Raw genomic sequence first — 24,460 nt, forward strand, 5'->3', positions numbered from 1 at the left:
GGAATACGGCGGCCCGTTCGGTGAAGGCTGGTTTTATCAGACAGAAGACCTGATCAACGACACCAAGCTGCGCCGTTTCACGCACCCGGTGGATTTCGACAGCAAGGTCCGTCGTCGTGGTGCAGGCAATGCGCCCGGACCGGCCGGCTTCGCGGTGAAGGAGGAGTACGCCATGTGGCAGCATGCCGAAGACATCGCCAAGACGGTTGCCGCTGGCGGTCGCATTGGAGTCGGCAGTCATGGCCAGCTGCAAGGACTGGGCATGCACTGGGAGCTGTGGCTGATACAGTCGGGCGGTCTCTCCACGCACGACGCACTGCGAGCGGCCACCATCGTGGGCGCCGAAGCGATCGGACTCGGTGGCGAAATCGGGTCGCTCGAAGTCGGCAAGTTTGCCGATCTGATCGTGCTCGATCGGGATCCGCTGGCAAACATCCGTAACAGCAACAGCGTGTCAATGGTTATGGTGAACGGTCGCTTGTTCGACGGCAACACGCTCGACGAAGTGTACCCGCGCAAGAAGCCGCTGGTGCGTCAGCCGTGGAGCTATACGGTGCCTACGGCGGCGGCGGGAATCCGCCAATAGCGAGCCGCGACGCAAAGTTGTGGGTAGAACGATGGCGCACGATCACCCTAGTGTGGTCGTGCGCCGTTGTCGTCTCCCGGGCGTTTACAGCGTGACTGACTTCACCTCGCCGAGCTCCGGTCGATCGCCGGTAATCTTGCTCTTGAGCAGCTCGAACAGGACGACAGGCTTCGACTTCTCCCGCTTCATGTAGAGCACGCTTTCCGCATTCACTAAGATGAGCGCCAAGCGCGGATCATCGGGGCCGCCGTCGCGCACTTCGTCGACTTCGCCGAACCACATTTTCCAGTCGGGTTGATAGACCTCACGAATCGTGGCGCGATCGGTCGAGATGGTGGCGACGCCGGATACAGACACCCACTCGTATGACTTCGTGCTGAAGTAGCTGAGGTTGATACGCGGGTGTTCGTCGAGTTCGTCGATCTTGTTCGATTCGATGTCGGTCACGAACCAGAGATCGGCAATGGTGTTGCGTTTTTGCGTGGCCATGGGCCGGGACACCAGGTGCCCGTCGTCCCGTTGTGTGACAAACATCGCTGTTTCGATCCCGTCGATCAGATCGTACAGTTCATCGATTCGCTTTTCTTGCTCGTCCATATCATCTCCCGGAATGTTTGAATGAAAGCCCTGATGCGGTGCAGCGCAGGTGCCGTGCCGCCGCTGGCGATTTCGCGCATATTGTTGAGCGTCCCGCTGAGCTTGCTGTCGGTGCGAGTCTGCCACGCGGCGTGCGGTCGATGCGGCCGCTGCGGCGGGACGACGGGTCGGCGGCACTAGCGGAACGGCCGGAGGTCGTGGTCGTGCAGTTCGTGGTGGAGTCGACCGGTCGGGCGGATACCACTTCGATCAAGGTGCTGAATTCGATGTACGAGCGTGCGCCGACTCGCCTGCAAAACGAAGTGGCGGCACTACTGGCGTCGGTGCGCTTTACGCCCGCGATGGTGGGGGGGCACGGCGGTGCATCAGCTGGCGGCGTGGCGTATCGAGAGATCCAACAACTGATCACACAGAGGCAAGGAGAGAAAGAGACAAGGAGACGAAGTCGACATGATCGACTGGTTGTCTCTCTGTCTCTTTTTCTCTTTGTCTCTTTTTCTCTGTGTGATCAGTTCAGCGGTGCGCGTCGTGCACCGATGCAAGCCGCGCCGCGATATCCAGCAGCATTTCGTCAGTCCCCCGCGCGGCGATCATGGACAATCCGATCGGACAGCCATTCAGGGTGCCGAACGGCAGGTTCACCTGCGGCAGTCCACCCAGCCCCGCAATGCAGAGCAATGCGAGTGCCCGCTCACGAAACGCCACCGTCTCGGCCGGCGGGAGTCGTAGCAGCGGTGCGATATCCGGCACCGTAGGGAGCAACAGCACGGCGTTGTCCGCCAGCAACTCGTCCAACCGAGTGGAGATCTCACGGCGACGCACGCGCATCACCGCGACCTCGTGCGGCTGCACCTGCGCCACCGCCTCGAAGCGCGGGCCCACTTGCGGGCCGAACGTTGGGCGCACGCGCGTGACCCACGCGCGGTGCGTCGTCCAGATATCGTCGTACTGCAGCACGCGAAACACGTCGAACCAGGAGGCAAGTCCTTCCTCGCTTACCCTGACCGGCTCGGCATCGCCGAGCAGGGCCGACACGCGGACCAACGCCGGAGCGAGCGCCGCCTCGGCGCCGGGGAGCGCGAGGGCAAACGCATCGGTCGCGAGCAACACACGACCGGGAGTGGCCGGCAAACCTCCCAGCAGCACGTCGCCTACCTGCGCCAGCAACGATGCGTCTCGTGCGAACCAGCCGCCGGTGTCGAAGATAGGCGCCAGTGGGCACGCGCCATCGAGTGATACCCGACCGTGCGTGGGGCGGAAGCCGTAGATGCCGCAGAAACTGGCCGGCGCCCGTACGGAGCCTCCGGTATCACTACCGATCGCGAAGTCCACCAAACGACCAGCCACCGCCGCGGCCGACCCACTGGACGATCCGCCCGGCACACGATGCGGTGCCGCCGGGTTGAGCGGCGTGCCGTAGTGCGCATTCTCGCCGGTCAGACTGAACGCCATCTCCTCGGTGTGCGTCTTGCCGGCGAGGGTGGCGCCGGCCTCGAGCAACAGTGTGGCCACGGTCGCCGTACGCGACGCGTCGTCGTGCGTGGCGAGCCAGTCGGGGCTGCCAAAGCCCGTGCGATGCCCGGACACATCGAAGATGTCCTTCAAGCCGAACGAGAGTCCAACTAACGGACCGCTGTCGGACCCGGCGCGATACACGTGCGTGTGTTTGCAGAACGCGCCAAGATGATCGCGTTCGAGGACGTCGTCCCGGAGGGTCATGAGCGTAGAAGATCGGGCATGGGACGCATTTCGGGAATGCCACGTTGGACTGTCACGATCCTGACATGATCGGGCATCACATTAGCGGAACGCTCACGGGCCCCTCTCCGATCCAGATACCCATGTTACACGACGCCGGGCAATACTCGCACCAAAAGTTCCGTTGGCCTAGGATGCTCGTCTGCTCTTGTCTGGTGACGGTGTCGGCGATAACCGCCCATGCACAGTCGGAGCCGGCGGCGGGGTACCGTATCACGAAGACGATCCCGATCGGCGCCGATGGCGGTTGGGACTACATCACCATCGATGCAGTTTCGCGACGACTCTACGTGTCGCACGCGACGAAAATGGTGGTGGTTGATATCGATCGTGATACGGTCGTCGGCGAACTGCGCGACACCCCGGGCATTCATGGTATTGCCCTCGCGCCAGCGCTTGGCCGCGGCTACACCAGCAATGGGCGCGACAGTTCGGTCACGATCTTCGACCTCAAAACGCTGGGCGTGCTCGCTCGCGTCAAGGTGACGGGGGCGAATCCCGATGCGATCCACGTCGACGCGCTCACGAAGCGCGTGTCCACGTTCAACGGACGGAGCGCGAATGCAACGGCGCTCGACGCCAACACGGGCGTTGTGCTGGGAACGATCGCGTTGGCCGGGAAGCCCGAGTTCGCGCCGACCGATGGGCGCGGTCGTCTCTTCTCCGTATGCGGCAACCGCGTGCTTGCGGTGAGCAATCCGACCACCGGTGCGGTCGTCAGCACCGTGCCAATTGGCCCAGGGGTCGACGCTGTTTCGTATGACGAGAGCGAGAAACTGCTGCTGGCATCGAACGGTGGCGACGGCACGATGTCCGTGATCAAGCAGAAGGGCGCGGACCAGTACACGTCGCTCGGGAACGCGTTGACGCGAGTCGGCTCTCGTACGATGACGATCGATCCGAAGACACACCGCGCCTTTCTTGCCACCGTGCAATACGGTCCTGTACCCGCGCCGACCGCGGAGCGGCCGCGGCCGCGGGCACCGGTGATCCCCGGTTCCTTTGCGATTCTTGTGTTGGATCGCAAGTAGATGGGGAAGGCATCATGCGGGGGATGACGCGCCTCTTCGTCGCATGCGTCGCAGTCATCGGCGTCGATTCGGTTGGGCATACACAGCCGGCTCCGACTGTACGGATGGTGACACGCGCCGAGGCCGTGGCGAGCGCCTTGACGACATCCACGCGGCATACGCTTGCCCGTCTGGATTCCGCTTCGGCGTTCGCCCAGTGGAGCGGCGCGCGCCAGTACGAAAACCCATCGTTGGCCACGTCGTACAGCGGTGCTGCACCGCAGGCGCACTTCATGCTCGATGTCCCGATCGACTGGCCTGGGCAGCGCGCATCACGAATCGCCGCCTCGCGCGCGTTGCTTGGTGCAGCGACTGTGCGGCTGTGGCTCGCTGACGCGCTGCTCGCCTTCGACACGGATACCGCGTATACACGGGGGCAGGCACTCGATGCACAGGCGCGACTCCTGGTGCTCACGGCACACGACGCCGACAGCCTCGTTACCCTTGTGCGCGTCCGGCGTGATGCCGGCGACGCGAGCGATCTCGACGTGGAGATCGCGACCGTTGCCGCTGCGCAGAGCGCCAATATTGCGTTGACGGCATTGGCCGGCGCGGCTTCGGCAACGCTCAGGGTTCAGCTGCTGATGGGCATATCTCCCGAGTCGTTGCTCATCGCGCTTGCGGACTCTATCGAGTGGACACCAAGCCGTTTGTCCGACGCGAGGAGGATGCCGCGAGTGACCGGGGCTGGCCAGGCAGTGTCGGTAGCCGCTGCTACCCTCGACGTGCGTGCGGCAGCGGAGCAGGAACGCCTCGAACGTCGCCGCCGCCTTGGTTCGCCCGCGATCACTGTCGGCGTGGAAGCGATCAATCCCGGTGGCCCCGGCGGACTGCTCCCGCTCGTCGGTCTGAGCCTGCCGCTGCCCCTGTTCAATCGGAATCAAGCGGCGATCGCACAGGCGCAAGCCGATCTACAACGCAGCCGTGCCCTGCTCGCGCAGGCGGAACTGGTGCAACAGACGGCGGTGAGAGTGGCGCAGAACGATGCCGTTGCGGCGCGCACCCGGGCCGAACGTTCGCTCAGATTGCTGGCGGCAGCAGAGCGCATCAATGCCTTGTCGCTGCTGGCCTACCGCGAAGGCGCCACTACGCTCGTCACGGTGCTCGAAGCCCAGCGCACCACGCGAGACGCGCGCGTGCAGTCGCTTGATGATCTCGCCGCCGTGCAGATCGCCGATCGTGTGCTACAGCTCCTGTCACTCCGCATTCCTGCCGTCCAGTGAGACTCTCCTCCAAGCACAAGCAAGTGCCTCGCCCCACACGACGGTCATACTGCCTCGCCATCCGGCTCGCCACGCTCGCCACGCTCGCCGTGTCAACCGGGTGTCGCCGGGATGCGGTCGCGGATGAGGAGACGCTGGGGTCGGCGGTCGCGGCGGTCACTGTCCGCGTTGATACGAGCAGCTTCGCCGACGTGATCGATGCCGGCGGATTGGTACGATCGCGGATGGGCGCCGAGGCGTCACTGGCCGCGCCCGCACCAACGCGGATCGAACGCATTCTGGTGGTCGTCGGTGATCGCGTTGCCGCCGGCGAAGCGCTCGTCGAGTTCGAACCGGTCCTGTTCGAAGCCGCCCTCTCGAGTGCCGAGTCCTCGCTGCTGGCCGCCGAGCAGGGCCAGACGCGCGCCCAGCGCTTGGTGGCGGCCGGCGTTGCCCCGCGTCGTGATTTGGAGCAGGCGAATGCGGCGTTAGCGTCGGCCCGAGCCGCCGCACTCGCTGCGCGCCGCGCACGGCAGCTGACCACGCTGCGGGCGCCGTTCGCCGGTGTGGTCACCCGCGTCTCCGCGGTGCGTGGTGCCAACGTGAACGAGCAGCAGCCGCTGGTGGAGATTGCTGATCCTGCTCGGGTCGATGTCGTGCTGCAGCTTGCGCCTGACGTATCGCATCGCGTGCGTGCAGGTCAGGCGGTTGCCCTGCGGGCGAGTGCCGCCAGCGGCACGCCATCGATTGGCGATGGCCAGGTGGCTGACATCTCCGCTGTGGTCGACAGCGGCAGTCGGTCGGTTGCGGTCCGTGTGACCGTCACGCGCATGTCTGTGCCGCTCCGGATTGGTGAAACGCTATTCGGGTCGATCACGGCCGAGACGCATCACAGTGCCATCGTGATTCCCGATCAGGCGCTGGTGCCGCACGAGGAGGGCTTCCGCGTGTTCGTGGTGGATACCGCTCGTGTCGCGCACGCCCGTCGCGTGACCGTCGGCGGTCGGAGCCCGCAGGGTGTGTGGATTCGCGAGGGCATCCGTCGCGGCGAGACAATCGTGACTGCCGGTGCGTACGGCCTCGACGATGGATCGGTCGTACTGTTTGATCAGAAGAAACCGTGAGTCGCGCGTGACGACGCCACGGCGCACCCTGTTCGACGCCCTGTTGTCTCAGCGGCTATTCATCTACCTGACGGTTTCGCTGCTCAGCGCGGCCGGCGTGTGGGCGGCTATGCGCCTGCCTTCTGCTGTGTACCCGGAGCTCACGTTCCCGCGAATTACGATCATCGCCCAAGGCTCGTCGCTCGGCGCTAGGCAGGTTGTCTTCGCGGTGACGCGGCCTATTGAGGAGGCGGTGAGCATCGTGCCCGGCGTGGAGCGCGTGACCTCCCGGTCTATCCGCGGTGCGAGCCAAGTGAATATCACCTTCGCTGAAGGCACCGCGATGGAGAGCGCGCTGCAGGTCGTTCGCGCGCGCGTTGAGCAGATCCGCGGCGCCCTGCCGGTCGGCACCCAGCTTGAAGTCGAGCGGCTCACGCCGGCGCTCTTTCCGATCCTCTCGTACAACCTCGAGGGCGGCGATGCGGCGACCCTCTACGATATCGCGCGCTATCAAGTCAAGCCGGTACTCGCGCGCGTGCCTGGGGTGGGCCGCGTGGACGTGCAAGGCACCGATGTGCGTGAGATCGAGGTGATCGCTGATCCGGCGGTTCTCTCGGCGGCTGGCCTCACGTACGATGACCTGGCCGTCGATATCCGGGCGGGTATCGCAGTTGATGCCGTGGGACGCGTCGCGCGTGACTACAAGGAGTACCTCGTGGTGTCGTCGCAGGAGGCGCATACCGCCGACGATATCGGCAACGTCTTTCTCCGTAGCGGCCAGCGCGTACGTGATGTCGCGTCGGTGCTGCTGGGCACGGAAGACCACGTGCGCATCATTTCCGGGAACGGTCACCCTGCCGCGCTGCTCAATATCACGCGACAGGTCGGCGGTAACACCGTCGGCGTGGCTGACAGTATCGCGCAGGTGGTTCGTGCGTTGTCCGCCTCACTGCCGCCCGGTGTGCACTTTGCCCCGGTGTACGACCAGGCCGCACTGGTGCGCGACGCGGTCGCGTCGGTGCGTGACGCGATGCTGATCGGTACGCTGTTGGCGATCACGATTCTGTTGCTGTTCCTTCAGCATCTCCGCATCACAGCGATCAGTGCGGCGGCGATTCCGCTTACGCTTGCCATCACCGTCCTGCTGATGTGGCTCTTCGGGCAGACGTTCAACTTGATGACGCTCGGCGCGATGGCGATTGCGATCGGACTGGTAATCGACGACGCCGTCGTGATCACCGAGAATATCGTGCGCCATATGGCGATCACCTCGGACCGCACAATTGCCATCCGTGAAGCTGTGCAGGAACTCCTCTGGCCCGTGACGTCGTCCACCGCGACGACCGTGGTGGTGTTCCTGCCGCTCGGATTGCTGAAGGGCGTCTCGGGTCAGTTCTTTGCCGCGCTCTCACTCACGCTCACGACCAGCGTGGTAGTGTCGCTCGTGCTTGCACTCAGCATCATTCCGCTGTTCAGCGCCCAGTTCCTGCACGATCGCGCAATGCCAGAAGAAGATGCGAAGCGTGTGCTGGGTCGCATTAGTGCCTCGCTCGATCGACTGTCCGTGCGCTATGCCGCTCTGCTGGGCCGGGTGCTACACAACGCCCGCGCCTTGGTCGTGGTGGGGTTGCTCCTGATTGCCGGCGGTGTGCTTGCCTATGGTGCGGTGGGTACGGGATTTCTCCCCGATATGGACGAAGGATCGTTCATTGTGGACTACGTGACGCCGGGCGGTACGGCGCTCGTCGAGACGGATCGCCAACTGCACATCATTGAGCGCATTCTCGCCGAAACGCCGGAAGTCACCGGCACCTCGCGGCGCACTGGCGCCGAACTCGGACTGTTCGCGACCGGGCAGAACAGCGGCGATATCGCCGTGCGCCTGCAGCCACGTTCGCGACGTTCGCGACCGATCACCGAGGTGATCGACGACGTTCGCGAGCGTGTGCAGCGCGCCGTGCCGCGCGTACGCGTGGAATTCATGCAGATCCTGTCGGATGTACTCGATGACCTGTCCGGGGCGTCGTCGCCGATGGAGATCAAGCTGTTCGGCCAGGAGCTCGCGGCGCTCGATGCGTACGCATCGGTGATCGGACCGAGGGTGGAGCAGGTTCCGGGGCTCGCCGATTTCTATTCGGGCATCCCTGAGTCGAGCGCTGAGCTGGCGATGCACATCGATGGGGAGGCGGCCCGTCGTGCGGGGCTCTCCGCGCAGGACGTCAGCACAAGCGTCGGTGGCGCGCTGCTCGGCGTGGAAGCCGGTGAGATCCGTCTCGAAGCGCGCGCGATCGGCGTACGTGTACGGGCGCCCGATTCGGTGCGATTCAGCGCTGCGCGACTGGCGACGCTCCCGGTATGGACACCACGGGCCGGTCGTTCGACACCCCTTGGTGCACTCGCCGCCTTCGTACCCGGTAACGTGCGCAGCGAGCACCGGCGCGAGAATCAACAGCAGCTGGTGATCATCACGGCGAGTGTCGAGGGTCGTGCGTTGAGCGCCGTGATTGCCGACGTGAAGCGAATCCTTGCGGCGAATCCCGCGCCGGCCGGTGTCCGCGTTGAATTGGGCGGCCGCTATGCCAGTCAGCAGGCGGCATTCTCCACGCTCCTGTTGGTGCTGGCGCTCGCCGCCGTGTGCGTGATGTGCGTGATGGTGCTGCAGTTTCGCTCGTTTGTGGAGCCGATCGTGGTGCTCTTCGCGGCGCCAGTGTCGTTTGGCGGGGCCTTTGCACTCCTCGCGCTGACCGGCGTGTCGCTCAACGTATCGAGCTTCATGGGGTTGATCCTGCTCGTTGGATTGATCGTGAAGAATGGCATCATCCTGCTCGACTTCACCCGACACCGAATGCTTGCCGACGGCACCGACTTGGAGACGGGTATTCGGGATGCCGCACGCATTCGTCTGCGGCCGATACTCATGACGACGCTGTGTACGCTATTCGGACTGCTGCCGCTGGCGCTTGGACTCGGCGCCGGTGGCGAAATGCAAAAGCCGCTCGCGATCGCCGTGATCGGCGGTCTGGCGCTTTCCATGCCGATCACGTTGTTCGCGGTACCCATGCTGCTCGTGGCCGTGCGCGGGCGGGAATTTCGACTCACATCCACGGCAACCCTTTCATAGCAGGAACATATTTATGCGGATAGTCACGAGCAGTCTGATCGCGCTGGCGGTCGCGTCGACGTCATTGTCGGCTCAGTCCATCACGGTCAAGGAAGAGAAGGCGGGAATGCTGAAGCTGGCCAAGGTCACGCCGAGTACCGCCACGGCCACGGCGTTAGCCAAGGTGCCGGGTGGCAAGGTGCAGAGCGCCGAGATCGAGAAGGAGGATGGGAAGCTGGTGTATTCGTTCGATATCAAGGTCGCGGGCAAAAGCGGTATCGAGGAAGTGCTGGTCGACGCGACCAGCGGCGCTGTGGTAAGCGTGGCGCATGAGACGCCCGCTGATGAGGCCAAGGAAGCGAAGGCCGACAAGGCGAAGGAGGCCAAGGCGAAGGCCGACAAGGCGAAAGCTGCAGCAACCGTAAAGAAGCCGGGCGCGTAGCCGAGCGGCGATGTGCTACCTTGACCCACATGCGAGTCCTGGTGGTGGAGGACGATGCGGAGGTCCGCGACTTCCTGCTTCGGGTCATTCGTGAAGCGGCCTGGGCGCCCGACGGTGTGTCGGACGGTCGGGCCGCTCTCATTGCGCTCGCGCATGGGACGTACGATCTCGTGGTACTCGATGTCGGTCTGCCCGACATGGACGGATTCAGTGTCTGTCGTGCGTTGCGTGCGGCGGGCGATCGCACACCGGTGCTAGTGCTGACCGCGCGCAATGCGGTGAATGATCGGGTGCAGGGCCTCGACGCCGGCGCCGACGATTATCTCTCCAAGCCGTTTGCGGTCAGCGAGCTGTTGGCTCGCCTACGAGCATTGGCGCGTCGTCCGGCGGCGGCCTTTGAACCGGTGCTCCGTTTGGCTGACCTTGAACTCGATAGCGCGTCGCGTCAGGCCACTCGCGCATCGGTACCGCTGGTGCTCACGCAGCGTGAGGTGGCACTACTCGAGTATCTGCTGCGCAATCCGCGGCGGGTGGTGAGCCGGGCGCAGATTCTTGATCACGTGTGGGACGACAATTTCGATCCGGTGGCGAACGCCGTCGACGTGTTGGTGGGGCGACTGCGCCGAAAGATCGATCGAGTTGGACTCAGTCCGTTGCTGCACACCGTGCGTGGCAGCGGGTACATCCTGACCGATCGGCCCGGCGGCGACCATGTCCGTTAGTCGGCTTCGTCTGCGGCTCGCGGCGGGCTTTGCACTGGCATTCGCGGTGGGGAGCGGATTCCTCGCAACCGGCGCCCTCGCGTTCCTCACGCGGGAGTCCACTCGTCGTTTCGACGCCAATCTTGACGGTGTCGGCCGGGGGCTGCTGGCGGCACTCATTCGCGAGCACGATGAGGCCCCGGATTCTTCCCTCCGTTTCGTGTCGGATGAAGTCGTCGCCGAATGGCCGGCGAACGGCGATGCGTTTCTCATTCTCGACAATACGGGCGCCGTGGTGGCGAGTCGTGATCCCGACCGCATGCGGGCCCGGGTGATGGCCGGCATTCCGGCTACGAGCACGACGCGCTTTAACATCGATCGTGACGGATCCGATCTCCGCGCGCGCCTAATCGACAGCACGATCGTCACCGACGCCACCTCGCCGTTGGCGCGTCGGGCTGTTCGGATAGTGGTGTTCGGATCAACCGAAGGGATCGAGGCCGATACCGAACTGCTCGGCATCGCAATCGTGTTGGCGGTTCCGGTCATTCTACTGGCGAGCCTGTTGGTGGGCTATCTGCTGGCAGGCCGCGCGCTCGCCCCGGTGCGACAGCTTTCGGCAGACATTGCGAACATCGCGCCCACTGACCTGTCGCGTCGCGTGGCGCCGCAGCATGGCGAGGGCGAGTTGGGGGTGCTCGCCGCGGAGTTCGATGCGTTGCTCGTTCGGCTATCCAACGCACAGCAACGCAATCGACAGTTCGTGCGAGAGGCCGCGCACCAGATACGCACACCGCTCACTCTTGTGCTGGGCGAAGCGGGGCTTGCCCTCGATACGGCACCGCCGGCTGGCGTGGCGGAGGTGGATGCGGACGCAAAGCGGCTGCGCGCAGCACTCACGCGCATCCGCACCGCCGCCGAACAGATGCGTCGTCGGGTTGACGAACTGTTCCTCTTGGCGGAAGCGCGCGCCGGAGAAGTGGTACGCCTGGAGCAACGGGTCGAGCTCGATGGACTGGTGCTCGAGTGCACCGATTTGATGCGGGCGCGGGCGGCTATGACGGGGCACACCCTCGCGATCGGTGAGGCCGAGCCGGTGATCGTGCTAGGACATGCAGCGCTGCTCCAGGAAGCGCTGCTCGAGCTGATCGAGAATGCCTGCCGTCACGGTGTGCCGAGCGCTCCCGTCACGGTAGCCTGCCGCGCCGTGACCGGTCGCCAAGCGGCTGTACTCGAGGTGCGTAGCGATGGCGCCGCCCTGAGCGACGCCATCACGCGAGGTCAGCCGGAGCACGAGCACGACGGCGCGCACGGCACAGCGCCCGATCGTGGGATGGGACTCTCAATCGTGCGCTGGGTCGCCTCATCGCATCACGGGCGCGTTGAGGTCGTGCACGACGCCCCTGCAACCGGAGCGAGTAGTCAGGTGGGACAGAACGCGGTCCGCCTCATCCTACCAACGATTCACGGTGCGTGAGCGGCGCTCTCGGATCGCAGGAAGTCGATGCCACCGGCCTGCTGACCAACATCCACCGACGCCACTTTCTTGAGTGTCGCGAGATCGATCACATCTACGGTGCCCGGTTGTGAACCCACGCCTTCCACCGAGATGAACGCGTAGCGGTCGTCGTCGGAAACCGCGATGCCATGCACCACTTTCCGCGTGGTCGGAATACGCGCGAGCTCTTTCCCGCTCACGGCGTCGAACACGGACACCGACGCGTCTCGTTTGTTCGTCGCGATCAGCCGTGCGCCATTGTGGGTGGTGGCCAAGTTGTACACGCCGGGGCCGGCGGGAATTCGGCGGACGAGCGTCCATGCTTTGGTGTCGATCTCCACCAGCTCGCTCGACTTGTTGCACGCCACCCACACTCGTGCTCCGTCGCGTGATGGCTGCGCCCACGTGGGCGAGCAGGAGATGTCGCCGGGCGTGGGCGGTTCCATGCCGTGGCCGGACATATCGCCGTTCGCCCCGCCTTGGGTGTGGCCAGGAGCGGCCAGCTGGTTCGCCCGGCGCTCGGGCGGCGCTCCCGTCATGCCCATCTCCTTCCCCTTCGTGAGGAAGAAGTGGCGACTTACCGTCAGCGTATTGGCGTCGATCTCGGCCAACGTCTCGTCCATCATGCAGGCCGAGTAGTGTTTGCTGCCATCGCTCGATAGGCGCGATCCGTGCGGCATGGTGCAGGTGCGGATACGCGCGATCTCGACCATCTCCTTGGCCGCCACGACGGACACGTCGCTCGCCTCCATTTCACCATGGAGATTGAAATTCACGACGAACACGAGCGCGCCGTTCGGCGTGACCTGCGCCGTCGCCGGGAAGTTGCCAAGCACGACGCTGCCCAACTGTGCATCCGTGGCGGCGTCGTACTTTACGAGCTTTCCGAACGGCGTGCCGTGCGCGATCGTCACGAAGTACTCCTTCGCATCGGGCGAGATCGCTACGCCGTGTGGGCCAGCCACTTCCATCTTCGACCAGCCCACATACTTCTCACGCTCGATGCGCGCGCCTTTCGGCCCGAAGCGAATCAGTGCCACGCGGTCTACGGATTCGCTGGCCACCAGCACGAGGTAGTCCCGTGCTGGCGGGCGCGATGTCTGCGAGTGCAGCGCAGCGGCGCGCATGGCAGCCGCTGCGCACAACGCCGCTGTGAGCCGTACCGCTCGCGCTGCGCGGCGCATCACGGGATGACCTTCTTCACCGGCTTGGGTTCGATGCGAATGATCCACAGGCCGTTGTTATTGTCGTTCACATAGGCGAGTCCGTCCTTCGGGTTTACCACCACGCCCCATGTCATCGCCGCGTTCTTCTCGTGGCCATCCATGTCGGCGGTGTTCAGGTGTCCGATCTCGCGACCCTGCGCGCGCAGGTCGCCGCGCAGTTCGCCGGAGATGTCGAACACGCGGAAGCCGGCGTTGTACGCCCCCATGTACAGCGAATCGCCCGCCACCCACACGTTGTGCACGCCGCCGTATTCGGGTTCGTAAAACGCCACCGCCTTCGGCTTGGTGATGTCGGACACGTCGACCACCTGCAATCGGCCATACGCACGACCGGCGGCCGCGTCTTTGGTGCCTTTGGGCGATGCGGCCGGAAAGACTTCGTCGGCGATGAATACGTAATTCTTGTGACGCCATGCGGTGTGCGTGCCGCGAATAAATCCTGGGCCGCCATCCACTTCGGCCTGCTTGTACATCGCGTTCAGGTCGTACTTGAACTGTGACACCTTCACCGGGTTTGACGGCGAGCCGCCCTTGATGCCGTTGCCGACGTCGAGCACGATCAGGCCGTCGTTCCAGTAGCTCGCGTACAACAGGCCGTCGCGCAAGTCGATGTCGTGCAGCGAGCGGCCAGCATCGGGACGCCCTTCCGTTTTCCAGCGCGCCACTTCCTTCGGATGATACGGATCGTTCACATCGATCACGTGCAGCGCGCCGGTGCCGTCGTTTGTAAGGAAGATGAACGTTCCGAACTTGTCCTGCTTGTACACGTACGCCGAGTGCACGCCACCGGTTACCCCGTCGGTGAACTCGGCGATCGGCTTCGGATGCGCGGGATCGTCGAGCGATGCGATTACGATTCCATTCTTCCGGTCGCTGGCCCCTTCGCGTGTGAACACCAAAAACTTGCCATCGGGGAACGTCATCACATCGTTCACGCGTCGCGTGTTCGAGATGATAGAGTCGGTAACTTTCGGATCGGCGGGGTTGCTGATGTCGAGCGCGTACAGCACATCGCCGCCCCCGCCCGAGCCGAGATAGGCGTGCTTCCCGTCGGGGTGAATCCACACTTCTTCAGTGGTAAAGCGCGTGCGCGGCAGCCGGCCGACTAACGACAGCGGACGGCGCACATCGCGCGGCACGAGGGTGATCGTGCTCTCCACGCTGCGCGCGCCGAATGACGCCGTGATCGTGTAGTCGCCGGGCTCGTAGCCCACGAACGCGCCATCGGCGTCGATCTGCCCCTGTCCCGGTGAAAAGCTCCAGGTCGGCGTGAGTCCGGTGATCGCCTTGCCGGCCGCATCCTTCGCAGCAATGGCGAAACGTAGCACGTCGCCCGTGCGTGCTTCCACGTGCCCTGGTGTGAGCAGCAATGACGACAGCGATGCCGCCGCCACTGCAACCGGCAGGCGCTGCGACACGCGTCCAGTGGTGGCCACGATGGCCGTGCGGCCCGCCTTGAGCGCGGTAATGAGACCGGTCGTGCTCACGCTCGCGATGGCCGGGCTTTCACTTTTCCACGTCACGCGATCGCTGCGTACGTCATCGTGGGCGGAGTACGCGCGCGCGGTGGCCCGCACGCGTTGTCCCACGACGAGCTTGGGGGCAGCGGGTGAGAGATCGATCCGAGAGGCCGGCCCAGGGACGGCCGTGATTTCGATGACCTCGAACGCCGGCGCGGCACCCGGCATCGTGGCCGTCACCGTTACCGGCAGTATCGCGGTCGAGCTCGCCGTCAGCAGGCCGAGTGAATCCACCCGTCCTTCGAAGCGGGCCGCGCCGCTGAGTCGATAGCGGAAGGTGACGCCGGAGAGCAGGTTGCCCTGCGCGTCGCGCGCTTCGGCTCGGAGTCGCATCGTGTCGCCCGCCGTGATGGTCCGGCTGGCGGGCGTGATCACAAGTCGAGCAATTGTCGGCGCCGTTTGCGCCTGAACGGCGGGCGGCGCCGCGAGCGCCAGCAGGACCGGCGCGACGGTAAAGGGATGCTTCATTGGCGGAGAGGCTCGGGAAGTGGGCACGCAGTATGTTTGCTGGGAGTAATAATCGTAGCTGGTCGCCATCGCGGCGAGCGGTGCCCGATGTCTCCACGCCGGTTCCGGGGTCGCGGTGCATACCCTCGTTCGCCGATTCATCAAAACGGGTATTGTCTTTCTCGCCATCGGTCTCACGCTCGGCGGTTTCCTGCTGGTGCGTCGTGAACTCACCGGTGGGTGGCCTCACCCTCATCTCGTGTCGGCCCACACGCATGCCGTGTTCGTCGGATTCGTGATGTTCCTGATCTGCGGCGTGGCGCTCTGGCTTTTTCCTCGGCCCCCCAAGGGCGACACCCGATATTTACCGGTTCGTGTCGAGGCCTCGTACTGGATTCTCACCGTCGCTACCGCGCTTCGTATTCTGTCGGAGGCGTCACGCGCCGGGTCGGGGGCGACCGGGCTGCGGTGGGCGGTCGTGATCGGCGGCGTGGGACAGATCGCCGGGCTCGGCGTGTACTTCTGGGCCCTGTGGACGCGCATCCGGCCCGTTGGCAGCCAACTCCGCGAAGCGCAAGGCGAAAAGTTCTGAGACCGTCGGCCCCCGGGGGGATCCGCGACTTCCGTGGACCACCGTCTCGCCGCAGCTTTGGCAATCGCTCACGTTGCAAACCCGACGGCCCTACCTCGCAAGGCGGACCGCCTGATGTTTCGTGGTTCGCCCACGGGAATCCTACCCGTCGCCGCCGTGGCGTGCCAAGGCACCCGCGGGAATCTCATCACCTGGTCCAACCGGCATGAAGACGTCTCAACTCGACACGGCCCGCCACAGATGGCGCGGTGCGTCCAGCCTGGCGATCACACTCGCTACCACACTGGCTACCATACTGGCGACGACGCTAACCAGCGTGGTGGCCGCCGGTGCGCAGACGGCACCGCCGCGTCAGACCGAAGCCGACGCCTACACGCGATACGAGTTGCTGGCGCCGGGATCGGCCAAGTTCCGCATCGTGTACGACGTGACCGCGACCACGACCGGCGCCACGTATTACTTCAATCCGATTCGCGCCGGCAGTATCGCCACCGACGAGCACGTGAACGATCGCGCTACCGGCAAGTCACTCGTGTTCGACGTGGTCGGTGCGGCCGTGGCACGAGCTGGTGGGGTGCGCGTGTCTGATAGTTCGCAGCAATACATCCGCGTCACGCTGGCGCGACCGGTGCCGGCCAACGGCGGCGAAGCGCGCGTGCTGATCGACAAGACCTACGAAGACCCCAAGAGTTACTTCACCGACGGTACGACGCTTGTGTTCAATCGACCGCTCGGCATCAAGCGCAATGCGGTCGTGTTGCCGAAGGGGTACGAACTCGAGTCGTGCAACTACCCGTCGCAGATTCTTCAGGAGTCCGATGGCCGCATCACGATCAGCTTCTGGAATGGTACGCCTGCCGAGGCGCCGTTGGTGTTACGGGCGCGCCCGGTAGCGTCCTTGGCGACATCAACCGGTGTTGCGCGATCGAGTATGCAGGCGCGACTCGACGAGCGCGCCAAACAGTCTCGGGAGATCGTCTACTTTTTGCAGCAGCCGGAGACACACGCGTTCGACTTGTATCACGACTACACCGAGTCGCGGGCCGGCACCGATCACTACATCAACGTGGTACGCGCGGGTAGTCGGGTGTCGAACCCGTCAGCCCGCAATCTCGACACGGGCGAATCACTGCGTCTCGATGTGCTCAAGGGGGCGGCGATCACGGCCGCGAAGCTCGATGTTGGTGAATCCGTGACGCCGAACACGGAGATCGTGGTATTTCGTTTTGCCCCCGTCGCGTCGGGCGCGACCACGCGGTTGCGCATGTCGGAGACGTACACCGACAGTGCGCGCTACCGTGTGACCGGCAACGAGCTGGTGTGGGATCGCGGCTTTGGACGCCCGGCCAATGCCGTGGTCTTGCCGCTCGGTTGGATGCTCACCAACAGCGCGATGCCAGCAACCGTGAGCACGATGCCCGACGGGCGTGTGCGCCTCGACTTCATCAACCCGCGCCCGGATGACCTCGCGGTGCTGATCACGGCGCGCCGCCGCTGATCCCGCCGCCTCGTCCGCCCGCGGTATCGCTGTTCTCCCTCTGCCAGTCCAGTTATGCAATGGTCGATCGTCGGGCTCAACATCCTCTACGCCACCCTCGGTGTGGTGCTCATGTTCGTGGCCTATCGTGTCATCGACCTGCTGACCCCGCAGGTCGATTTCGCTGAGGAGTTGAAAAGGGGGAACGTGGCGGTTGGTCTGTTCGTGGCCGCGATCTTCATCTCGGTGGCGATTGTCGTGGGTGGTGCCCTCAATTGATGCCGCGCCTGCGCTGGATCGTGCGGCTGCTGTTCGCCACAGCGGCGGCGCATGCACCGACCGCATCGGCGCAACCGCGTGATCCGGCGGACCGCTACGACGATACGTTTCGCAAGGCCGCCAAGCGATCGTTCGGCCCGGCGTTCGACTGGCGCCTGTTCAAGGCGCAAGGCATGGCCGAAAGCAATCTCGATCCGCTGGCGCGCAGCCGCGTCGGGGCGCGCGGAGTGATGCAGCTGATGCCAAGCACGTATCGCGAAATCACCTCGGACAACGATGACCTTGGTATGATCGACAATCCCGAGTTGAACATCGAAGCGGGCATCGTTTATGATCGACGACTCTGGTTGCGCTGGGAGCACGATTCGATTGCCGACGATCGGCTGCAGTTCATGTTCGCCAGCTACAACGCCGGACGCGGGACGCTGTTGTCGGCCCAGCGACGCGCCCGGCAACGTCAGCTCGATCCACGACAGTGGCGGAACATCGAGAAGATCGCGCCGTCGGTGCCGCGCTGGCGTCACGTGGAAACGCTGGACTACGTGCGCAAGATCAACGTGAATATCTCCCGGCTCGACGACCGCGGCCGCATCACGAGAGCCGGCGCGACCGCGCGCGGACTCAAGCGATAGCCTCCAATGCTTTCTCCGTCTGTCGGACAGCGCTACTGGATGATGTAAATCTGGCTCCGACTCAGGTCGGTCGTACCGGTCGCGATGAGATCGAGCTTTACAACGCCGCCACTGTTTACGGAAAGGGTCGGTGACGTCCAGGCGGAGTTACCACCGATGGTCCGGGCCTGCACCTGCATCAGTCCGCCCGCTTGCAGGTACGTCTCACGCACCTTGAAGGTGACGGTCGCGCCGCCGTTCACGGTTCCCAGCCGTGCGCCGCGCACTCCTTCAGCGCGCACGACGTACACGTTCACGTCGGAATAACCACGGTTGTCCACGACCAGTGTCACCGTGCCTGGTGGTGAGCCGCGTCCGCCAAGCTTGGCAAGGCTACACGCGGAGAGCAGGGCGACGGCGAGGAGTGTGATGCCGTGCCGCAGCGATGGCGCAGTCAACGCACGCCGCAAGCGAGTCATATCGCGCAAGCGGCGCTTCGGTGCGGGCAAGACTGACGGCATCGACGTCTCCGACCAACTGGGTGGGCGGGTGTTGCACCGGAAAGCGGTGTCGCCCGTTTAACGCACTGCGGACCTCTCGGTTATTTTACCCGACGCGCGGTCGTCTGTTCGTCACGTCACCGAGTCCGAAATCACCGGATAGCCCCCCGATGCGGGGCGACGCAACCCAGCCGCCATGGCCTTCACGCCGCGGGCGAAGCCTCCCTTCGAGCCACTCGCTCCGAACATGCCGCCGCGCTCCAGCGCGATGAACCCATGCAGGAAGGCCCAGAGCGCGACTGCCGCATCGGCGTCGTCGGCCGAACCGGTCAAGTCGCCGACAACCTGCAGCAGCCGCTTCCAGAGCGCGGCACGCGACGCCTGCGGTATTGAAGAGGCGGCCGGCGCCGCGAGCGACGATGACGCGGTGATCGGTAACCGCGTCGTGTCGCTGGTCAGCATGGCATACAGCGCCGGTTGCTCGCGGGCGAAGCGCAGATACTCGTTGGCCATGAACAGCATCGGCATTTTCGGCGATTCACCATTCGCTGAGCGCGGCGCGCGCGCGATCGCGGCATCGATGGCCGTGAGCAAGTCGAGGGCGGCGTGCTCGGCCAGCAGCGACTGCAAGCCGGCCAGATCGACCACGTGCTTGTACAGTGAGGCGGGACGCACCGCAAGGCGAGCGGCGACCGCGCGCATGCCGAGCGCATCCACGCCCTGTTGCCGGATCAGGGACAGGGCCGAACCGACAACGATCTCGCGCGACAACTTCGATGGATAAACCATGCCACAGTGTGCGTCTTGGTCGCCGAAAGCTCAAGCAGGCAGATGAACTACCGTCCGCGCGTTGATCGCTAGCGACGTGACTTTCGCGCACCCGTCCAGACCACAATCGAGCCGCAGCCGTTTCGTGAATCGAACTGGGCGGGCACGTTTGACGTGCGCGAGTACACCTCGACCGCCATGACTTCTTGCGAGTTCATGATCGCATCCAGGTTACCATCTGGAACTTGGATGTTCATGCCATTCAAAAACACGGCCGGGGCACAGGTGCCGCCGTTTCCGCGCATCAGCACGCGCCCCTGCGCCGACTGGCCGGTGGCGATCGAGATCCCCGGTACCGTGCGGAAGATGTCGGCCATGAAAATGGGCGAGCGGGCGTTGAGCTGATTCTCGTCGATGAACGACCCAAAGCCCGTACGGCGCCGCTTCTCGAACTCCGCCATCTGATTCGACACGCGATCGCCGCGCACGCGCACGGTGTCGACGGTGGCAACGATCGCTTCGAGGGTGATGTCGGCGGTCGCGCCGTCTGTCGCGGGCACGTCGACCACGACCCGCATGGGCTGGTAGCCGATCGCACGTGCCTCGACCATCTGCGTGCCGGTGGGCAGTCCGTCCAGCGAGTACAGCCCGTTGGAGGTGTTGGTCCCGTTGCCGCTCGCGCCCCAGAGGACCACGCGAGCGCTGGCTATCGCCTGCCCACTGGCGCTCTTCACGGCGCCGCGAAGCACGCCGGTGCCTTTGTTGGTAGAGCCGATCACGAGATCACGCACCAGTAGGCCGTTGCGCGGTACGCGTAGCTCGATGAAACCGGTGGAGTCTCCACCGGCATACGCCCGAGCGGTCACGGGTGCATTGCGCGGGACGCCACAGAGCACGAACATCCCGTCGTCGGTGCTGCTGCCGAATCGCGATGGAGAGCGCCGTTCCACGCCGCGCGGCCCCACCGTAACCTCCGTGTACTGCGCTCGCACACGCGCCGCGGGGACCTGTGCGTTGGTGGCCGCGTTGCGCACGAAACCCAGATAAAGTCCCATGGGCTGTTCCGGGTCGCCCGGACCGCAGCGTTTGGTGATGATCGACTCCGCCGACGGAATCGTCATCGGCACCTCGATCTCCTCGGGCGTCGTGATATTCACCCGAAAGAGCGGCGCCTCGATGCCGAGCTGATCAAGCCGTTGGTGGAAGAAGCCGATCAGGTAGGTGCCGACGGCGACGGAGTCGATCGCGAAGCGGCCGTTCGCGGTGGCGATTGCCGTGCGCACTTTCGACGGGTTGGCCGCGTCGACCAACTGTACCGTCGCGCCGCCCAGCCACTGCGTGGCCGCGCTGTCGAACACGGTGCCTACAATGCGTGCGCGAAGGGGTAGCGGCGCCGGCGTCACGGCGCGCACCTGCGCCGCAACCACGGACGGGGCGGCCATCATCAGCACGAGAAGTGTTCGGAACATCGGTGACATGGACAAGGAAAGGTGAGCGACCATCACGGTCAAAACGCGAACTCAAAACGCGAACGTGGTACCGACATACCCCCAATGCTCCACGTGTGCTCCCCCCGGAGTCGTGGAAAGGAACGCGCCGGGAAGCACCGTAGCTCCCCCAATCAGCACGCGGAGGTGGGCGGTCGCCTTCCAAGCGGCGGTGAGATCGACTTCGTCGGCCACATGACGCGCCGAGGACCCGCTCGCCGCGCGAAAGAGACCATTCTGTTTGTTGTACACGCCGTCGTCGAGCTGGCGCCGGTCGAACCGGTACCAGGCACCGCGCAGCGACAGCGACGGAGTCGGATCCCAGCTGCTGATGGCGTGCAGCTCGGCCACGTTGGGACGACCAATGACATCGGCGAATCCACCGTGCTGATGCGCCGCCGGGTAGAGCACGGCAAAGGCCTCGTTTCCCGGCGTTGCCGTACGATCGCTGCTCGCTTCCTCGAGGCCGAGTGCGAGCGATGGCATGCCACGCACGCGTCGCCACTGCAGCTGCGTTTCGACTACCCAAAACCACGCCTGCAGTTCGCGCGTCCCGGCGTGTCCATGCTGCAACGCGCCTTCGAATTCCATGGATGTCACGATGCGTGACGCCGATGGCGTGCCGAGCTGCCACACCGTCCGCGCGCCCGTGGTGAGGCGTCGGGTGAGCGACGACGGCGTGCGAATGGTCTGCTCGTACCAGTAGCCGTTCCACTGCGTCGGAAGGCCGCGGGCCAAGGGCCTGGCGCCGGGTGCGGAGCCCAGCGAGAGCGTGCGTAACCGCGCCGTACTATCGGCCCGATTCCCGCGATCGAGTCGCACGATCATCGGACGGATGTCAGCGCCTTCGAGCACCAATCGACCGCGCACGAGTTGCGCGCGCGTGCCCTCCGATCCACGGCGCGTATTGGCCCAGTCGGGGACGCCGACGAGTCGCTCGCGATTGAGGGAGACCTCCTGTCGGCCGTAGCGCACAAACGACTGACCGAAGCCGATGTCCGCGTACAGATTCTGGATGTCGTGACGATCGCCGTCGGTGGCTCGTGTGCCACCCGGCAGCGTGCGGCTCAGCGCCTGCGCGTCGCGTAATTCCGTGAGCACGCGCCCGTGGAACCGCTTGGGATGACCGGCCCGCAGGTCGGCGCCGACCATGAGCCTCGTGAAGCCGTAGTCGTCGCGTAGCGTGCCCAAGTTGTACGCGCGCATGAACTCCTCGCGCCAGCGAGCCTGTCCCGACAGCGTCAGCGTAAGCGGCCACCTCTGGTGCAGCGGTATCGCCTTCAGGCCGTCACTCCAGTCGCGCGTGCCTGCGGCCGCGCTGGCGGCCGGGGCGCTCACGGGTGTCGACTGGGCAGGCAGGGAGGCCACCGAGAGAAGCAAGGCGCCGACAACGACTCGTGAGGAAGGGACACAACAGGCCATGAGGGACGATACTCCGCTAGCCACGAATTGGCTCGCCCGGGGTACATTATCCCATAGAACGTCGCCGGGACATCGACGCGCTTTGCTGCGCCGCGCCCGTCGGCCCGTCCTTTCCCGCCGACTTCGCCCGCCCTCGATCGTGAAGACTTCGCAACTCGTCCGCCTATCGCTGTCGGCCGCGCTTGTCAGCGCCGCGTGTGCTACCGCCGCCCAGACCGGACGTGGCCCGGTGGCGGCACCGACCTCGCGTCGCACGGAGCCGATCACCCCCAGCATGGAGATCGCGTCGGCGCCGAAAAATGCGGCGGCGGACGCTGCATGGGCCGACTCGGTGCTCAAGACGCTGACGCTCCGCCAGAAAGCGGCGCAGATGGTCTGGATCTGGACGCTTGGCGACTACACGGCCACCGACGCCTCCGGGTTCACGAACATCGAACGGCTGGTGCGCGAGCAGGAGCTGGGGGGCATCATCGTGTCGGTCGGCGGGCCGCTCGACATCGCCGCCAAGGTGAATGCCTTACAGGCCGCGGCGAAACTGCCGCTGCTGGTGGGCGCGGACCTCGAAACCGGCGCCGCGTTCCGCGCGCGTGGCGGCTGGTTCCTGCCCAACGCGATCGAGCTCGGCGGCGCCACGTCATTCCCGTATCAGATGGGCATCGGCGCCACGCGCGATACCGCGCTGGCCTACGAAATGGGGCGCGTGACGGCGATCGAAGGGCGCGCGATGGGCATTCACATGGCGTTCGCGCCAGTGCTCGACGTCAACAACAATCCGAAGAACCCGGTGATCGCGGCGCGATCGTTCGGCGAGGATCCGATGCTCGTGTCGCGCCTGGGGGCAGCCTTGGTGCGTGGGATTCAGGAGCATGGGATGCTCGCTACCGGCAAGCACTTCCCTGGACATGGCGACACGGAGCAGAACTCGCACCTCGAGCTTTCGCGCGTGAACGTGTCGCGCGCGCGACTCGACAGCGTGGAACTCCGTCCGTTTCAGGCGGCGATCAACGCCGGCGTGCGCGGCATGATGACGTTCCATGGCGACTTGCCGGCCCTCGACACCACGCACACCGCGGCGACGCTGAGCGCGAAGGTGATGACCGATCTGCTGCGCACGCAGATGGGTTTCAACGGCTTGCTGGTGACCGATGCGTTGGACATGAACGGCGTACTGGGCAACATGACGATGGCGGAAGCCACCCAGCGCGCCGTGGTGGCGGGCAACGATGTGCTGCTGATGCCCAGTGATGCCAAAGTGTCGATTCAGGCCGTGGTGGACGGTGTGGCGTCGGGACGATTCACCGAAGCGCGCATCGATGCCTCGGTGAAGAAGCTGCTCATGGTGAAGCACGAATTCGGCCTCGATCGGGAGCGGTTCGTGAGCGTGGAGGGAGTGCGCAGCCGCGTTGGGGTGGCGGCCAATGTGGCGCCCGCCCGTGTCGCGGCTGAAAAGGCGATCACGTTGGTGCGTGATTCGCTCACGCTGGTGCCGTTCAAGATGCCGACCGCCAGCCGCGTGGTCAGCATCACCGTCACGCCCCGGGTGGATCTCAGCGCCGGTCGCATTTTCGACGCAGAGCTCAAGGGTACGTTCTCCAATCTGCTGTCGCTGACACTCAGCCCCGAAACGGTGGCCGACAACACGGCGGGAGCGGCGGGCGGCGGCACCGGGAGCTACACGATCAATCCCGAGCCCGCGCTCTTGCCCGCCTCAGTCGACAACGCCCTGTCGATCGCGCGTGGCGCGGATCTGGTAATCGTGTCGAGCTACATCGGCGCGAGCACCAACACCGCGGCGATGGTGCCCACGCGCGGCTTGCGGGAGTTGCTGAATGGGCTGCGCGCGGCGAACACCAAAGTGGTGCTTGTCTCGTTCAACAATCCCTACCTTCAACTCGGCCTGCCGCTCACGGAAGCACATCTGATCGCCTGGAGCCCGTGGCCGCTGTCGCAGCGAGCGGCCGCACGCGCGCTCTTGGGGAAGGCGCCGATCACTGGTCAGCTGCCGATCACGATTCCCGGTGTGGCGCCATTCGGCGCCGGCCTGCGTCGCTGAACGGATTCACTCAACTTTCGA

At 65.0% G+C, this 24,460-nt stretch carries 21 protein-coding genes; 13 read left to right on the forward strand and 8 right to left on the reverse strand.

The features are described 5' to 3' along the window. A partial coding sequence (locus tag ACLL97_RS03795; RefSeq protein WP_411279144.1) for an amidohydrolase family protein occupies positions 1–586 on the forward strand: 586 nt, incomplete at its 5' end. 84 nt (positions 587–670) lie between these two features. Here ACLL97_RS03795 and ACLL97_RS03800 read toward each other — a convergent pair. Together ACLL97_RS03800 and ACLL97_RS03805 are read right to left on the reverse strand one after the other, a co-directional pair. Further along, on the reverse strand, positions 671–1,360 hold the full coding sequence (locus tag ACLL97_RS03800; RefSeq protein ID WP_411279145.1) for a pyridoxamine 5'-phosphate oxidase family protein: 690 nt from the start codon (positions 1,358–1,360) through the stop codon (positions 671–673). A 336-nt stretch (positions 1,361–1,696) separates the two neighbouring features. Then, on the reverse strand, positions 1,697–2,902 hold the full coding sequence (locus ACLL97_RS03805; protein WP_411279146.1) for an amidase: 1,206 nt from the start codon (positions 2,900–2,902) through the stop codon (positions 1,697–1,699). 173 nt (positions 2,903–3,075) lie between these two features. On the opposite strand from ACLL97_RS03805, the gene ACLL97_RS03810 reads away from it, so the two are divergent. The 7 genes from ACLL97_RS03810 (at position 3,076) to ACLL97_RS03840 (ending at position 12,036) form a co-directional block, all read left to right on the forward strand. Then, positions 3,076–3,972: a YncE family protein gene (locus ACLL97_RS03810; RefSeq protein ID WP_411279147.1), complete on the forward strand. Its 897-nt coding sequence runs from the start codon at positions 3,076–3,078 to the stop codon at positions 3,970–3,972. 104 nt (positions 3,973–4,076) lie between these two features. Further along, on the forward strand, positions 4,077–5,234 hold the full coding sequence (locus ACLL97_RS03815; protein WP_411279148.1) for a TolC family protein: 1,158 nt from the start codon (positions 4,077–4,079) through the stop codon (positions 5,232–5,234). After that, positions 5,231–6,337 (forward strand): efflux RND transporter periplasmic adaptor subunit, encoded by a 1,107-nt coding sequence (locus tag ACLL97_RS03820; protein ID WP_411279149.1) that lies wholly within the window; start codon positions 5,231–5,233, stop codon positions 6,335–6,337. Before ACLL97_RS03815 ends, ACLL97_RS03820 begins: the two co-directional genes overlap by 4 nt. Before the next feature lie 7 nt (positions 6,338–6,344). After that, positions 6,345–9,437 carry an efflux RND transporter permease subunit gene (locus ACLL97_RS03825; RefSeq protein ID WP_411279150.1) on the forward strand — a complete coding sequence of 1,031 codons (3,093 nt, stop codon included), beginning with the start codon at positions 6,345–6,347 and terminating at the stop codon, positions 9,435–9,437. Positions 9,438–9,450: 13 nt separating this feature from the next. Continuing rightward, a complete protein-coding gene (locus ACLL97_RS03830; RefSeq protein ID WP_411279151.1) occupies positions 9,451–9,858 on the forward strand; it encodes a PepSY domain-containing protein in 408 nt (135 codons plus the stop codon). 29 nt (positions 9,859–9,887) lie between these two features. After that, positions 9,888–10,580, forward strand: a complete 693-nt coding sequence (locus ACLL97_RS03835; protein WP_411279152.1) for a response regulator transcription factor — start codon at positions 9,888–9,890, stop codon at positions 10,578–10,580. Beyond that, entirely contained in the window at positions 10,570–12,036 is a 1,467-nt protein-coding gene (locus ACLL97_RS03840) for a sensor histidine kinase (RefSeq protein ID WP_411279153.1), read from the forward strand. The genes ACLL97_RS03835 and ACLL97_RS03840 overlap by 11 nt, the downstream gene beginning before the upstream one ends. Here ACLL97_RS03840 and ACLL97_RS03845 read toward each other — a convergent pair. Then, the gene (locus ACLL97_RS03845; RefSeq protein WP_411279154.1) at positions 12,024–13,184 is read right to left on the reverse strand and encodes a YncE family protein; all 1,161 of its coding nucleotides are present in this window, start codon (positions 13,182–13,184) and stop codon (positions 12,024–12,026) included. The genes ACLL97_RS03840 and ACLL97_RS03845 overlap by 13 nt on opposite strands. 56 nt (positions 13,185–13,240) lie before the next feature. Next, a complete protein-coding gene (locus ACLL97_RS03850; protein ID WP_411279155.1) occupies positions 13,241–15,271 on the reverse strand; it encodes an Ig-like domain-containing protein in 2,031 nt (676 codons plus the stop codon). A gap of 115 nt (positions 15,272–15,386) precedes the next feature. On the opposite strand from ACLL97_RS03850, the gene ACLL97_RS03855 reads away from it, so the two are divergent. From ACLL97_RS03855 to ACLL97_RS03870, 4 genes are all read left to right on the forward strand, one after another. Next, positions 15,387–15,842, forward strand: coding sequence for a hypothetical protein (locus ACLL97_RS03855; protein ID WP_411279156.1), 456 nt, complete (start codon positions 15,387–15,389; stop codon positions 15,840–15,842). A gap of 205 nt (positions 15,843–16,047) precedes the next feature. After that, a complete protein-coding gene (locus ACLL97_RS03860) occupies positions 16,048–17,340 on the forward strand; it encodes a hypothetical protein (RefSeq protein WP_411279157.1) in 1,293 nt (430 codons plus the stop codon). 54 nt (positions 17,341–17,394) lie between these two features. Beyond that, a complete protein-coding gene (locus ACLL97_RS03865) occupies positions 17,395–17,598 on the forward strand; it encodes a DUF350 domain-containing protein (protein WP_411279158.1) in 204 nt (67 codons plus the stop codon). Continuing rightward, the gene (locus tag ACLL97_RS03870; RefSeq protein ID WP_411279159.1) at positions 17,598–18,230 is read left to right on the forward strand and encodes a transglycosylase SLT domain-containing protein; all 633 of its coding nucleotides are present in this window, start codon (positions 17,598–17,600) and stop codon (positions 18,228–18,230) included. Before ACLL97_RS03865 ends, ACLL97_RS03870 begins: the two co-directional genes overlap by 1 nt. Positions 18,231–18,262: 32 nt before the next feature. Here ACLL97_RS03870 and ACLL97_RS03875 read toward each other — a convergent pair whose 3' ends face one another. The 4 genes from ACLL97_RS03875 to ACLL97_RS03890 all read right to left on the reverse strand — a co-directional run bounded on the left by ACLL97_RS03875 (position 18,263) and on the right by ACLL97_RS03890 (position 22,302). Next, a complete protein-coding gene (locus ACLL97_RS03875; RefSeq protein WP_411279160.1) occupies positions 18,263–18,688 on the reverse strand; it encodes a hypothetical protein in 426 nt (141 codons plus the stop codon). A gap of 153 nt (positions 18,689–18,841) precedes the next feature. Further along, a complete protein-coding gene (locus tag ACLL97_RS03880; RefSeq protein WP_411279161.1) occupies positions 18,842–19,498 on the reverse strand; it encodes a TetR/AcrR family transcriptional regulator in 657 nt (218 codons plus the stop codon). A gap of 68 nt (positions 19,499–19,566) precedes the next feature. Further along, entirely contained in the window at positions 19,567–20,946 is a 1,380-nt protein-coding gene (locus ACLL97_RS03885; RefSeq protein WP_411279162.1) for a carboxypeptidase regulatory-like domain-containing protein, read from the reverse strand. A gap of 51 nt (positions 20,947–20,997) precedes the next feature. Continuing rightward, complete coding sequence (locus ACLL97_RS03890) at positions 20,998–22,302, reverse strand: alginate export family protein (RefSeq protein WP_411279163.1); 1,305 nt, start codon at positions 22,300–22,302, stop codon at positions 20,998–21,000. A gap of 223 nt (positions 22,303–22,525) precedes the next feature. Between ACLL97_RS03890 and ACLL97_RS03895 the strand changes: the two genes are divergently transcribed. Further along, positions 22,526–24,439, forward strand: a complete 1,914-nt coding sequence (locus ACLL97_RS03895) for a glycoside hydrolase family 3 N-terminal domain-containing protein (RefSeq protein ID WP_411279164.1) — start codon at positions 22,526–22,528, stop codon at positions 24,437–24,439. Positions 24,440–24,460: the final 21 nt, after the last annotated feature.

Origin of the sequence: Gemmatimonas sp. (genome assembly GCF_046594945.1) — a bacterium.
In the GTDB taxonomy this organism is placed as follows: domain Bacteria; phylum Gemmatimonadota; class Gemmatimonadetes; order Gemmatimonadales; family Gemmatimonadaceae; genus Gemmatimonas.